The organism is Pseudomonas sp. R1-7 (assembly GCF_051132105.1).
Classification (GTDB): Bacteria; Pseudomonadota; Gammaproteobacteria; order Pseudomonadales; family Pseudomonadaceae; genus Aquipseudomonas.
Map to the genome: position 1 here is coordinate 5,078,557 of NZ_CP071661.1, position 14,152 is coordinate 5,092,708.

10 protein-coding genes are annotated in these 14,152 nt (G+C 60.9%); 5 read left to right on the forward strand and 5 right to left on the reverse strand.

Annotated elements, in window-relative coordinates:
- Positions 1-28 precede the first annotated feature (28 nt).
- From J3P79_RS22850 to J3P79_RS22865, 4 genes are all read right to left on the reverse strand, one after another.
- On the reverse strand, positions 29-646 hold the full coding sequence (locus J3P79_RS22850) for an FKBP-type peptidyl-prolyl cis-trans isomerase (RefSeq protein ID WP_003205746.1): 618 nt from the start codon (positions 644-646) through the stop codon (positions 29-31).
- Positions 647-766: 120 nt separating this feature from the next.
- A complete protein-coding gene (locus J3P79_RS22855) occupies positions 767-1,255 on the reverse strand; it encodes a TIGR00645 family protein (RefSeq protein WP_039593906.1) in 489 nt (162 codons plus the stop codon).
- Positions 1,256-1,364: 109 nt separating this feature from the next.
- Positions 1,365-1,706 (reverse strand): hypothetical protein, encoded by a 342-nt coding sequence (locus tag J3P79_RS22860; RefSeq protein ID WP_039593919.1) that lies wholly within the window; start codon positions 1,704-1,706, stop codon positions 1,365-1,367.
- A 245-nt stretch (positions 1,707-1,951) separates the two neighbouring features.
- The gene (locus J3P79_RS22865; protein ID WP_434605810.1) at positions 1,952-4,390 is read right to left on the reverse strand and encodes a Lon protease family protein; all 2,439 of its coding nucleotides are present in this window, start codon (positions 4,388-4,390) and stop codon (positions 1,952-1,954) included.
- Positions 4,391-4,664: 274 nt separating this feature from the next.
- Here J3P79_RS22865 and J3P79_RS22870 point away from each other — a divergent pair, with 274 nt between their 5' ends.
- From J3P79_RS22870 to J3P79_RS22885, 4 genes are all read left to right on the forward strand, one after another.
- On the forward strand, positions 4,665-5,153 hold the full coding sequence (locus J3P79_RS22870; RefSeq protein WP_030140293.1) for a DUF3015 domain-containing protein: 489 nt from the start codon (positions 4,665-4,667) through the stop codon (positions 5,151-5,153).
- Between the two features lie 88 nt (positions 5,154-5,241).
- Positions 5,242-7,095 (forward strand): Lnb N-terminal periplasmic domain-containing protein, encoded by a 1,854-nt coding sequence (locus tag J3P79_RS22875; protein ID WP_434605812.1) that lies wholly within the window; start codon positions 5,242-5,244, stop codon positions 7,093-7,095.
- Positions 7,096-7,181: 86 nt separating this feature from the next.
- Entirely contained in the window at positions 7,182-7,538 is a 357-nt protein-coding gene (locus J3P79_RS22880) for a hypothetical protein (protein WP_434605814.1), read from the forward strand.
- Between the two features lie 69 nt (positions 7,539-7,607).
- Positions 7,608-8,099 carry a GreA/GreB family elongation factor gene (locus J3P79_RS22885; RefSeq protein WP_434605816.1) on the forward strand — a complete coding sequence of 164 codons (492 nt, stop codon included), beginning with the start codon at positions 7,608-7,610 and terminating at the stop codon, positions 8,097-8,099.
- 196 nt (positions 8,100-8,295) lie between these two features.
- Here the strand turns inward: J3P79_RS22885 and ettA are convergent, their stop codons facing one another.
- Positions 8,296-9,960 carry an energy-dependent translational throttle protein EttA gene (gene ettA, locus J3P79_RS22890; protein WP_039593912.1) on the reverse strand — a complete coding sequence of 555 codons (1,665 nt, stop codon included), beginning with the start codon at positions 9,958-9,960 and terminating at the stop codon, positions 8,296-8,298.
- A 271-nt stretch (positions 9,961-10,231) separates the two neighbouring features.
- On the opposite strand from ettA, the gene J3P79_RS22895 reads away from it, so the two are divergent.
- Entirely contained in the window at positions 10,232-14,080 is a 3,849-nt protein-coding gene (locus tag J3P79_RS22895) for a sensor domain-containing protein (RefSeq protein WP_434605819.1), read from the forward strand.
- Positions 14,081-14,152 lie beyond the last annotated feature (72 nt).

A 14,152-nucleotide genomic window follows, 5' to 3' on the forward strand; every position in this document is an offset into this window, starting at 1 on the left:
TTTATCCGGCGGTAAACCGGACAGGGTTTTACAGTACGTCCAACAACTCGACGTCAAACACCAGCACGCTGTGCGGTGGGATGCTGCCAACGCCTTGAGCGCCGTAGGCCAGTTCGCTCGGCACGTACAGGCGCCATTTGCTGCCGGCATTCATCAATTGCAGTGCTTCGGTCCAGCCTGGGATCACGCCGCCTACCGGGAATTCAGCTGGCTGGCCACGATCGTAGGAGCTGTCGAACACAGTGCCGTCGATCAGAGTGCCATGGTAATGGGTACGCACCTGGTCTTCACGGGTCGGCTTGGCGCCTTCACCTTGGGTCAGCACTTCGAATTGCAGGCCGGAAGCCAGGGTAGTGATGCCTTCACGCTTGGCGTTTTCAGCCAGGAACGCACGGCCTTCGCCAGCAGCGGCTTCAGCCTTGGCGGCCGCTTCGGCCTGCATGATTTCGCGGATGACTTTGAAGCTGGCGGACATCTCGTCCTGGCCCACACGGCTCGGCTTGCCGGCGAACGCGTCGGTCAGGCCGGCCAGGATCGCGTCCAGGCTCACGCCCGGTGGCGGGTTGTCGCGCAGTTGGTCGCCCAACTGACGGCCAATGCCGTAGCTGACGCGGGTTTCGTCGGTGGACAGGTTAACTTCGGACATCATGCTGCTCCGCTGTGCGGACGGCCCGGAAAGTTGCCGTGCGTGCCACAGCGCCTCCCGGAGCGCCCGGAACCAAAAGGGCAAGCAGACTAGCACAGATGCCGCAGCGCGTGACGAACCTCAGTGCTTGGTCAGTTTGTCCAGGTAACCCATGGCGAATGCCGACACCACGAAGGTCATGTGGATGATCACGTACCACATCAGGTGGTCAGGATCGACGTTCTTGGCGTCCATGAAGATGCGCAGCAAGTGGATTGAGGAAATGGCAACGATCGAGGCCGCAACCTTCATCTTCAACGACGAAGAGTCCATCGTGCCCAGCCAGTTGAGCTTTTCCTTGTCGTCGCCGATGTCCAGTTGCGAGACGAAGTTCTCATAGCCGGAGATCATCACCATGACCAGCAAACCACCCACCAGCGCCATGTCGATCAACGACAGCAGCACCAGGATCAGCTCGGACTCGGCCATGGAGAACACGTTGGGGATGACGTGAAAAACTTCCTGGAAGAATTTCAGCGCCAGGGCCAGCAAGCCCAGCGACAGCCCAAAGTAGATCGGCGCCAGCAGCCAACGGGAGGCGTACATTGCATTTTCGATAAAGCGTTCCATTGAGTCTCACACCAGGGCTGAAAAAACCCGGCGAGTATATCAGCCACGACTTGACCGACAACCGCCGGGCCAACCTGCAGGTGACTGGCGGAGCGCGCCCGGAAACGATTCACTGAAGCGGACGAAACTCGAAACCGCCGACGTTGCGACAACGACCGCCGTTGATTTCCCGCAACTGCGCCTGCATGTGCAGGGACCATATCTGCGGATCGTCGGCCAGTTCATAACCGTGGGTCGTCAGGTTCTGGACGATGGTGTCGAGAATGGTTTCTGCGGCGGTCGGCCCCGGAAACGGCCCCTGGGCCTTGATAGCGGAAGGTTGTTCACCGGCCATTCCGGCGGCGAAGAGTACGGTCCACATGCCCGTGTCTCCAGCCAGCGGGCGGACAGCACATTCAATGCGGGTCACAAGACCCAGGCATTGGCGAGTGAGGCAAAGGTTGCGCGACATGGCGGCGCCCCTCGGGTAGATCCGGTGTTCAGCCCGGGAGCGGGCTGTTTCGATCCAATGATGGCTCTCGTTATCCTTGAACTGAGGATAGGAGAAAAGTTCCGGCAACGAAGGATTTCGAGACCAGAATGCGCCGAGCGGTCACAGTGTGAATATTGACGCCAAACCGGTGACACTTTTGAGAAATCACCCACAAAACACTGTGGGAGCGAGCATGCTCCCACAGTTGGATCTCCATCAGAACATCAAGCCGGCTTGGCCTCCACCAGCGCCTGCTGCGCCATTTCCTTTTCCGCTTCCTTGATGTCGTCTTCGCTGATCATCTCCGCGATGACCCGCAACCGCTCCACTACGCGAGCGTTGACGCTGCCCTCCGGGAACTCGCCATTCTCGTCCGGCTCCCCGGCGGGTTCGCCCACCAACAGGCTCAATGCCTCATCGGCCTGACGCACGGCATAGACGTGAAACTGCCCGGCGCGCACCGCGGCCAGCACTTTTTCGTCGAGCATCAGGGTCGCGACGTTGGCCTGGGGAATGATCGCCCCCTGCTCCCCCGTCAGCCCGCGGGCTTCGCAAAGGCGGAAGAACCCTTCGATCTTCTCGTTGACCCCGCCCACCGCCTGCACCTCACCGAACTGGTTGATCGAGCCGGTGATGGCGAAGCACTGCTTCAACGGAGTCTTCGACAGGGCTGAAATCAGCGTACACGCCTCGCCGAGGGATGCGCTGTCGCCGTCCACATAGCCGTAGGATTGTTCCAGGGCGATGCTGGCCGAGATCGCCAGCGGGAATTCCTGGGCATACCGGCTGCCCAGGTACCCGGTCAGAATCATCACACCCTTGGAGTGGATCGGCTGGCCGAGGTTGACCTCCCGTTCGATGTCGACGATACCGCTGCCTCCCGGGTATACCGTGGCGGAAATCCGCGCAGGCACGCCAAACGCCGAGTCGCCCACCTCCAGCACCGTGAGCCCGTTGCACTTGCCCACGGCTGCGCCATCGGTGTCGATGAGAATGATCCCCGCCAGCATGTCATCGAGGATTCGCGCCGAAACCCGCCCGGTGCGGGTGGCCTTGGCCTTGAGGGCGCGCTCGATGTGGCCGGCGTCGGTCATCTGATCGCCGGCCAGTTGACGAATGAAATCCGCCTCACTGACCAGTTGGAACAGGTCGCCGATACGCGCCGACAGGCGTCCTTGGTGCTCGGCCAGGCGCGCGCTGTAGGTGGCCAGGCGTGCCACCGCATCGGCGGTCAGCGCGGCCATGCCCTCCTCTGAGGTACGGGTCTTGAGCAACTGGGCAAACTGCTCCAGGCTCTCGTCGCCCATGGGGATGTCCTCGTCGAAATCCACCAGTACGCGAAACATTTCCTGGAAATCCGAATCCAGGTCCTGCAAGGCGTAATAGAGCTGGCGCGCCCCGATGATGACGACCTTGACCTGCAACGGGATGTGTTGTGGCGTCAGTGTCACCGTCGCCAGGCGACCCAGCTCGCCCAGCGGCGACTCCATTTTCAGCTTGCGCGATTGCAGGGCGCGCTTGAGCGCATCCCACACGAACGGCTCGCCGAGCATTTTTTCCGCTTCCAGGATCAGGAACCCGCCGTTGGCACGGTGCAGGGCACCCGGACGCAACTGCCGATACGTGGTGTAGAGCGCGCCCTGGTCGGTGCTGTACTCGATGCGCCCGAACAAGTTGTCGTAGGTCGGGTGCGGCTCGAAGACCACGGGCGCGCCACCGCTCGAATGATGGCCGACGACGAGGCTCGGCGCGTATTGCTCTTCCAGCAGCTTGCGGGCAACGGCGTCGGTCTTGCTGTCGTCCACCAGTTGCTCGACCACGGTCTTGAGCAGATAGACCTGCATGGCTTGAAGATAACCGCACACGGCGGCGTTCTCGGCGTATTTTTCCGACAACGGCGCCAGCAAGGGCTGCAAGGCCAGGGTGATGGTTTCTTCGTTGAGGTGGCGCAACTGATTGTTGGATTCGCGCTTCCACTGCGGCAGGCTGGCGAGTTCCTCATTCAAGCGCTCCTCCAGACCGGAAATGTCCTCATGGAATCGCTCGCGCTCGGCCTCCGGCAATTGGGCGAACTCCGCCTCGTCCAAGGCCTTGCCTTCGCTCATCGGTGTGAAGGCGATGTTGCTGCTGTCGCGGTACAGCGCGACGTCTTTTTCCAGCGCCAGGCGCTCGATCACATCGAGGGCGCGGTCGTAGCGCTGATTGAAGGCGCGGTCGATTGCGCTCTTTTTCTGTTGGTAGGACGGATGTTCGAACACCGCCGGAAATGTCGCCAGCAAGTTGTCGATCAGGCCGCTGATATCGCCGATGAACGTGCCCGCCGTCCCGGAGGGCAGCTCCAGTGCGCGCGGCTCGCGTGGCTCGTCGAAGTTGTTGACATAGACCCAGTCCGACGGGGTCTGCATGCGCTTGCCTTCGGCCTTGAGGTAGCGTTTGACGAACGAGAACCGGCCGGTGCCGGGCTCACCCATCACAAATACGTTGTAACCGGGGCGTGGCATCGCCACACCGAACTGCAATGCTTCGACCGCACGTTCCTGGCCAAGCACACCGCGAAAGGGCTCCAGATCATTGGTGGTAGAGAAGCTGAACTGTTCAGCGGAAAACGGACGGGTCAGCGCTTCGGGCGCTAGACGCAAGCTGGCAGCAACAGGATCAGGCATCGGGCTTCCTTACATCAGGCGGGGCAGATAGCGGCATTCTGGCGCTGCCCGTACCTGACTGGCAAGGAGCGCCTGAGACCAAAGCATAGTCGAGGGAAAAACCCTGGGCAGAGCCGCGCAAGCAATGGATTTGCCGTAATGTTTTTGCAAAATGTCACGGAACCCTCAGATCGTGCCTAAACTCCAAACTGCGCGGCTGGAACAATAACCGGCCCACTGGCTGCTGTAGGGGCCAGACCCTGTCCATTGGTATGCACATAAAGAGAACATAGCTATGAAACGGATTCTTCTCGGTACTCTCTTCACCGCTGTATCCATCAACGCCATGGCTCAGGCGCCGGGCGGCCCGGATTGCGGTTGGGGCAACATGCTGTTCGAAGGTCAGCGTGGCACCCCGGCTCACTTCCTCGCATCCACCACCAACGGCACTTCCGGCAACGCCACCTTCGGCATGACCTCCGGCACCAACGGCTGCTCGACCAACGCCGCGCTGACCTACGGCGGCAAGTCCTGGCTGGCCATGAATGGCATGATGAACGAGCTGTCCGAAGACATGGCCAAGGGTCAGGGTGAAGCGCTGACCACCTACGCCGTGGTACTGGGTGTGGCGCCGGAAGATCGCGCACACTTCTCCGCAGTTACCCATGAGCACTTCCAGCAGATCTTCAGCAAAGCTGACGTGACTGCGGAAGATGTGCATACCAATACCCTGGCCGTGCTGAAAAACGATCCTCGCCTGGCCAAGTACGCGACTCAAGCTTAAGCTCGGCATCACTCGCTCCTTTCGGGGAGCGGGTTTTCTTTTTGGGGCCCTCTCGGTCTTTATTTTTCGACTTTCCAAGTAGCCGACTATGCTCAAACGCCTTGCCTGGCTGGCGCTCTGTGTGTGCGCCCCGCTGTCCGCCGCGCCTCATATCGACCCTCAACGTTTGCAGCAACTGGCCAATGATCGCTTCTGGATTTCCCTGGGCCACTACGAAACCGCCAAGCTCGGCGGCTGGCGCAGTTACATCAGCGACAAGAAATTCTTCCTGGCACTCGACGGGAACCAGCATCCCGACCGCGAACTGACCGCCACGCTCCAAGCCTTGTACGGTCCGGCCAGCGCCGGCCAGCAACACGCCCAATGCGTGTATCCGGCGCGTACCCGCTGGCTGAAGGCGCAGCTCGACCTGAAGGACCTGCCGGCGGTCAACTGCAGCGACTACACCCAATGGTTCAAGGACGTGTCCCCCCACAGCGCGGTGATGATTTTCCCCGCCGCGTACCTGAACAGTCCGTCCTCGATGTTCGGTCACACTCTGCTGCGCATCGACCAGGCCGATGTGCAAAGCGACAAGACCGCCCTGCTCAGCTACGCAATCAACTTCGGCGCCTACATCGAAGGTTCGGACAACAGCATCCTTTACGCCTGGAAAGGCCTGATGGGCGGCTATCCCGGCCTGTTCGCCCTGGTGCCCTACCAGGAAAAACTTTCCGAATACCGTAGCCTCGAGAATCGCGACCTGTGGGAATACCGCCTCAACCTGAGCCAGGCAGAGACCGAACGTATGGTCGAGCATGTGTGGGAACTCAAGCAGATCCAGTTCGACTACTTTTTCTTCGACGAAAATTGCTCCTATCGCCTGCTTGAATTGCTGCAAGTCGCGCGCCCCAGCTTGCGCCTGACCGAACAGTTCCCGCTGACGGCGATTCCCACCGACACCGTCAAGGCGGTGAAAGAAGCCGGGCTGGTCGAAAGTATCCAGTACCGGCCGTCCCGTGAACGAGAGTTGCTCAGCCGCGCCGAGCCCTTGAGCGATGAGGAACAGCAGTGGGTGCTGAAAGTCAGCGCCGACCAACAACAATTGCAAGCTCCTGAATTCAAGGCATTACCACGCGAGCGCCAGGCATTGATCATCGATGCCGCCTATCGTCTGGAGCGCTATCGCGCCAATGGCCAGGAGCGCGACCCACAGCGGGCCCAGCGCAGTTTCGAATTGCTGCGGGCAATCAACCAGAACCCTGCGCCGGAACTCGACATCCCACAACCGGGCCTGCCGGAAGACGGCCATGAATCGCGTACCTGGCAGGCCGGCCTTGGCACCCGGGGCGACCGCGCATTCGGTGAGTACGGCCTGCGCATGGCCTATCACGACCTCAACGACAATGCCGAAAGCTTCCCGCTTGGGGCACAGATCGAAATCCTCCAATTGAAGCTGCGCCAGTACGAAGGCAACGACTGGCAGGTGCAGCAACTGGACTTGGCGACCATCCGCTCCCTGACCCCACGCAACGAGCTGTTGCAACCGCTGTCCTGGCAGGTCACCGGCGGCCTGGAGCGGGTACCGGGCAAACACGACGATGAAACCTTGGTCAGCCACGTCAATGGCGGCGCGGGTGGCACTTGGGCGCTGGGCGACGATGTGCTGGGCTTTGCCTTGGGTACCGTGCGAGTCGAGCACAACAATGACTTCGCCCAATTCATCGCCCCGGCCGCCGGATTCAACAGCGGTGTGCTGTGGAAAAACCCGCTGGGCAACCTGAGCCTGGAAGCCAAGGGCGATTATTTCGTCAACGGCGAAGTGCGCCGTAGCCTGAGCCTCAACCAGCAGTGGGAACTGTCCCGCAACCTCGGCCTGCGCCTGAGCGCCCAGCGCGAGTTCAGCCAATTGGCCTCGCCGGAGAACGAGGTGATGCTTGAAGTGAAGTGGTATCACTACTGAACGGATTGATCACCGCACTTTCACGCCTTTGTGACGAATCCACTTCTAGACTTCTGTCATGAGTGGATCGGTCGGGATGACAGCACATGTGGCGTGCGACGGTGGTAGTGGGTGTGTTGATGTTGCTCGGTGGCTGTGAAACCACCCATGAGGAGTTGATCGCCCGAGGTTATCCGCCGGCCTTCGCCGACGGCTTCGATGACGGTTGCAGCAGTGGCCGACAAGCCGCCGGCGCGATTACCGGACAATTCAGGAAGGACGTGCCGCGTTATCTCCAGGATCCGCACTACGCCGAGGGCTGGAGCGACGGCTTTCGCCAATGCCAGGCCATGCGCGAGAGTGAAGAGCGTAACGACTACCGCGACCGCCACTGGGACGATCGCGAACGTGCCTGGCAACAAGAGAAAGACCGCGACGCCGCCCGGGCTTATCGCTCGCAGTGAGTCGCCCAGAGACATTCGTCGAACCAAAACCTTGCGACCATGGCCCAAACTCCAACAGAGGAGAACCCTATGAGTCGCGCTTTCGTCAACGAAGACAACGCCGCCGCCCAGGCCGATCAACCGATCGAACGCCAGGTCAGCGCGCAACCCAACTACGTCACGCCGACAGGGCTTGTTCAATTGCAGGCACGGGTTGCCGAATTGCAACAACTGCATAGCCAAGAGACTGCCCAAGGCGAGCGGGCGGACAAGCAGCGTATCGCCGATATCGAGCGAGATCTGCGGTATTTCAATCAACGCCTGCAAAGCGCCCAGGTCGTTACGCCGAGCAATTGCGATCAAGTGCGAATCGGACACTGGGTGACTTTCGCCGATGAGCACGATCAGAAACAGCGGGTGCAATTGGTGGGTGAAGATCAAGCCGATGCGGCCAATGGATTGATCAATTGGGGCTCGCCGCTCGGGCGGGCGCTGCTGGGGGCCAAGGTTGAGGATGAGGTGGTGTGGAAGCGGCCGGCGGGGGATGCCGCGATCGAGGTGGTGGCGATAGAGCCTGGGTGAAGGGCTGGCCTCATCGCGAGCAAGCTCGCTCCCACAGCGATCGACATCAGCCAGGTATCTTGCGGCAACTCCAAGACCATTGTGGGAGCGGGCTTGCTCGCGAAAGCGGTGAATCTGTCAAAGCAATGCTGACTGATCCGACGCCTTCGCGAGCAAGCCCGCTCCCACAGGTTTTACTACTGACTGCGTGCCCGAATCAGGCCAGCTTCTTGTGCCGTACACGATGCGGCTGGGCAGCGGCTTCGCCGAGGCGTTTCTTGCGATCGGCTTCATACTCGGTGTAGTTGCCTTCGAAGAACACCGCTTGCGAGTCATCTTCGTACGCCAGGATGTGCGTCGCCACACGGTCGAGGAACCACCGATCGTGGGAGATCACAATGGCGGCGCCCGGGAAGTCCAACAAGGCTTCTTCCAGGGAACGCAGGGTTTCGACGTCGAGGTCGTTGGACGGTTCGTCGAGCAGCAGGACGTTGCCGCCCTCCTTCAAGGTCAACGCCAGGTGCAAGCGACCGCGCTCACCACCGGACAAGTCCTTGACGAACTTCTGCTGGTCGCCGCCCTTGAAGTTGAAGCGACCGACATAAGTGCGCGACGGGATTTCATAGTTGCCGATGCGGATCTGGTCGGAACCGTCGGAGATCTGCTGGAACACGGTCTTGCTGCCGTCCAGGTCCTCGCGGCTCTGGTCGACGCAAGCCAGTTGCACGGTTTCGCCGATCTCGATGGTGCCCGAATCGGGGGTTTCCTTGCCCATCAGCATGCGGAACAGCGTGGATTTACCCGCGCCGTTACCACCGATCACACCGACGATGGCGCCTTTTGGCATGGCGAACGACAGGTTGTCGATCAACACGCGGTCGCCATAACCCTTGGTGACGTTCTTGAACTCGATGACCTTGTCACCCAGGCGCGGGCCGGCCGGGATGTAGATCTCGTTGGTTTCGCTGCGCTTCTGGAATTCCTGGGATTGCATTTCCTCGAAGCGTTGCAGGCGAGCCTTGGATTTGGACTGGCGGGCCTTGGCGCCTTTGCGCACCCACTCCAGTTCTTCCTTCATGGCTTTTTCATGGGCCGACTGCTGCTTGGATTCCTGGGCCAGACGATCGGACTTGGCTTCCAGCCAACCCGAATAGTTGCCTTCGTACGGAATGCCCGCGCCGCGGTCGAGTTCCAGGATCCAGCCGGCGACGTTGTCCAGGAAGTAACGGTCGTGCGTGATCGCAACCACGGTGCCTGGGAAGTCGTGCAGGAAATGTTCGAGCCAGGCGACGGAATCAGCGTCCAGGTGGTTGGTCGGTTCGTCGAGCAGCAACATGTCCGGTGCGGACAGTAGCAGGCGGCACAGGGCCACGCGGCGCTTCTCGCCACCAGAGAGGTGTTCGACCTTCGCGTCCCAGGCCGGCAGGCGCAACGCATCGGCGGCCACTTCCAGCTGACGGTCCAGGTTGTGGCCGTCGCTGGCCTGCAGGATCGCTTCGAGCTTGGCTTGTTCGGCGGCCAGCTTGTCGAAGTCGGCGTCCGGGTCGGCGTAGGCGGCATAGACCTCGTCCAGGCGCGCCTGGGCATCCTTGATGACGCTGACCGCTTCCTCGACCACTTCACGGACGGTCTTGGTCGGGTCCAACTGGGGCTCTTGCGGCAGGTAGCCGATGTTCAGGTCCGGCATCGGACGGGCTTCGCCATCGAATTCGTTATCGACGCCGGCCATGATTTTCAGCAGCGTGGATTTACCCGAGCCGTTGAGGCCCAGCACGCCGATCTTGGCGCCGGGGAAGAAAGACAGAGAAATGTTTTTCAGGATTTCCCGCTTCGGCGGAACAACTTTGCTCAGCCGATGCATGGTGAAAACGTATTGAGCCATGGTGAACCTAGCGTCAGTGACAGGTGAAAAGAACGAGCCAGGCCATGCGCGGCGCGGGCAGTTGATGATTATCAATGCCTGCGGGCCGATAGAGCCTGGGAATCTGGAGCTGGAACGCTCTTGTTTGACCGGCAAAGCTACCTCAACCGTCGGTCAAGGTCCAGCCGCCAAGGACTGGCACTTTGCCACAAGTCAAGGCATGCTAGCCGCCCTTTGGGCGTCCGGCTTATAGTGCACGTCGCGCCAGTCCAGCAAACCGCAGGATTACAGCTTGTCCAACGTCACTTCGCCCCCGTCCCCAAGCGCACCCGTCGCTGTGCCTGGCTTGCCCCTGCGCGGGACATTGAAGGGCGCGCTGGCCTCGCTGGTGCTGTTATTGCTGGGATTACTCTTCTGGCAGTTGCTCGACCAGTTGCGCGAAACCCAGCAGCAACAACGCCAGTACACCATCGACTACACCGCCGACCTCGCCGCGCAAGTCAGCCTGAATATGGCTCTGAATGCGCAAATAGCCCTTAATCTGCTACCGATCGTCGAACAACCGCAAAGCGCCGACGAACAGCAGGCCCTGTTGCGCAAGCTCCAGCAATCATTGCCCGAACTGCGCAGCCTGGCGCTGCTGAGCCCCTCCGGCCGAGTGCTCAGTGACAGTGACGCAGGTAGCCACGACGCCGACTACCTGGTCGAGCTGGTGCGACGCAGTCACGCCCAGGCTCATTATTTCAGTAATGCCGAGGATGGCTCCGTGGTGCACCTGCTGTTGCACCAGGCCAGCGGCAGCTCTCGCGGATATTGGGCGCTGCGCCTGACGCCCAGTTTCTTTTCGACCTTGACCAAGCAAGCCGATATGGGCCTGCGCCCTCTCTGGCTGGTGGAGAACCGTCTCAACCAGCAAATCATCAGCCGCGACGAAAGCCTACCCGCGCTCACCCCGACCCAACTGACCCCGCAAGACCTGAGCAACACCGTATTGACCGTGCCCCTGAGCAGTAGCGACTGGCAACTGCGCGGGTTATTCGACCGACGCCAGGTGCTTGAGCAACTGCTCCCTGCCTTCATCGGCAAATGCCTGCTGGGGCTGGCGTTTTCGCTGTTGCCGGTGATTGCCCTGCTGAACATGCGCCGACGCCAGCGGCAGTTGCACGAAGGACGTCGTCGCTATCAGGACATCTTCGAGGGCACCGGCGTGGCCCTTTGCGTGCTTGACCTTTCCGGTCTCAAGGCATTCTTTGCCAGAGCCGGATTGCACAGCGGCGACCAGTTGCGTGCCTGGCTGGAGGTCCCGCAACAGCTCGAACAGTTGCAGCAGCAAGTCCAGGTCACCGAAGTCAACCAGATGGCGTTGAAGCTGCTCAATGTCGATTCGTGCGAACAAGCCTGGCAATTGCTGGTTGGCAACGCGGCAAAGGACAACAACCCGGTCGGTTCGAAACTGCTCGAAGCGCTGCTTGATTCACATAAACAGCTGGAACTGGAAATCAGGATCCAGGACGCCCATGGCCGAGACCAGCACTTGTGGCTGGTCTTGCGCCTGCCGGAGACGCAGCACGACTATAACGCCGTCATCCTCAGTATCAGCGATATCACCAGCCGCAAGCTGATCGAACTGTCTTTGCTCGAGCGTGAAGGGTTCTGGTCCGATGTGGTTCGCACCGTTCCGGATCATCTTTATGTGCAGGATGTGATCAGCCAGCGGATGATCTTCAGCAACCACCACCTGGGCCAGACGCTCGGTTATGACCGTACCGAACTGCACCAGATGGGCGAGTATTTCTGGGAAATCCTGCTGCACAGCGACGATGCCGATCACTACCACACGCTGCGCCAGGAACAGCGACGCGGCGGCTATACACAGTTGTTGCAATGCCAATTGCGCTTTCGTCATCGCAACGGTAAATGGCGCCGCTTCGAGGTCCGCGAACAGGCGCTGGCCCGGGACCGTTATGACCAGGTGACGCGGATCATCGGCGTGGCCAAGGACATCACCGAGCAGATCGAGGCCAGCGAATCGCTGCGCGACAGCGAACAACGCTACCGGATGCTCGCCGAAAGCATCAGTGACGTGATTTTCTCGACCGACAGCAAGCTTTCGCTCAACTATGTCAGCCCGTCCGTCCAGGCAGTGCTGGGCTACACCGCCGACTCGATCTTCCAGAACGGCTGGCAGTCAACCATCGCCAATCCACAACAACTGACCGGCATCTACAGCCTGATGGACCGGGTCAGCAAGGCTCTCGACAAGCCCGACCAGCTGACCGAGCTGCGCAACCAGATGCAGACCCAATTGTTCTTGTTCGATTGCCTGCGCGCCGATGGACGCAAGATCCCGATCGAGCTGCGGCTCGTGCTGGTGTGGGACGACAACGGCGCGTTCGAAGGCGTGCTCGGCGTCGGTCGCGACATCAGCCAGCAGCGTCGCGCCGAAAAGGACTTGCGCATGGCCGCCACGGTATTCGAGCACTCGACCTCGGCGATCCTGATCACCGACCCGGCCGGCTACATTGTCCAGGCTAACGAAGCGTTCAGTCGCGTCAGCGGTTATGCCGTCTCGCAGGTGCTGGACCAGTTGCCCAACATGCTGACCGTTGACGACCAGCAGGAAGCGCACCTGCGCTATGTGCTCAAGCAACTGGAACAGCACAGCACCTGGGAAGGCGAAGTCTGGCTCAAGCGCCGCAACGGTGAACACTACCCGGCCTGGGTCGGCATCACGGCGGTGCTCGACGACGAAGGCGACCTGGCCAGCTATGTGTGTTTCTTCAGCGATATCAGCGAACGCAAGGCCAGCGAGCAGCGCATCCATCGCCTGGCCTACTACGACGCCCTGACCCACCTGCCCAACCGCACGCTGTTCCAGGACCGCCTGCACACTGCGCTGCAATCGGCCGAGCGGCAGAAGAGCTGGGTCGTGCTGATGTTCCTCGACCTGGACCGCTTCAAGCCGATCAATGACTCACTTGGCCATGCGGCCGGTGACCGGATGCTCAAGGAAATGGCCACGCGCCTGCTTGGCTGCGTCGCCGACGACGACACCGTGGCGCGCATGGGCGGCGACGAATTCACCCTGCTGCTGCAACCGCGTGCCAGCCGCGAAATGGCACTGAACCGGGCGATCACGGTGGCCGAGCAGATCCTCGCGAGCCTGGTCCGGCCATTCGTGCTCGAAGGCCGCGAGTTTTTCGTCACTGCCAGTATCGGCATCGCCCTGAGCCCTCAGGATGGCAATGAACTCAGCCAATTGATGAAGAACGCCGACACGGCCATGTATCACGCCAAGGAACGCGGCAAGAACAACTTCCAGTTCTATCAGGCCGACATGAACGCCAGCGCCCTGGAGCGCCTGGAGCTGGAAAGCGACCTGCGCCATGCCTTGGAGCAAAATGAATTCGTGTTGTATTACCAACCGCAGTTCAGCGGCGATGGCAAACGCTTGACCGGCGCCGAAGCGCTGCTGCGCTGGCGCCATCCACGACGCGGTTTGGTGCCGCCGGGGGATTTTATCCCGGTGCTGGAAGAACTCGGGTTGGTGGTGGACGTTGGCGACTGGGTCATCAGCGAAGCCTGTCGACAACTCAGGACCTGGCACCAGACCAAGGTCCGGGTGCCGAAGGTCTCGGTCAATATTTCCGCCCGGCAATTCTCAGACGGCCAGTTGGGCACGCGCATCGCCAATATCCTGCGCAGCACCGGCCTGCCGCCGGCTTGCCTGGAGCTTGAACTGACGGAAAGTATCCTGATGCGCGAAGTCAGCGAAGCGATGCAGATCCTCGCCGGGTTGAAAAACCTGGGCTTGAGCATTGCCGTCGATGACTTCGGCACCGGTTATTCGTCGCTCAACTACCTCAAGCAATTTCCCATCGACGTCTTGAAGATCGACCGCACCTTCGTCGACGGCCTACCGTCCGGCGAGCAGGACGCGCAGATCGCCCGAGCGATCATCGCCATGGCCCACAGCCTCAACCTGGCGGTGATCGCCGAGGGCGTCGAGACCCACGAGCAACTGGACTTCCTGCGCGAACATGGCTGCGACGAAGTCCAGGGCTACCTGTTCGGCCGGCCGATGCCGGCGAATCGGTTTGAAGCGCAGTTCAGCAATGATGCGTTGTTCATGCTCGACTGAGGTCCCTCCGCACCCGGGCGACGCTGAGCCCTGCGTGAAACCCATTCGTCCAAGACATGACGCCCTTTCATA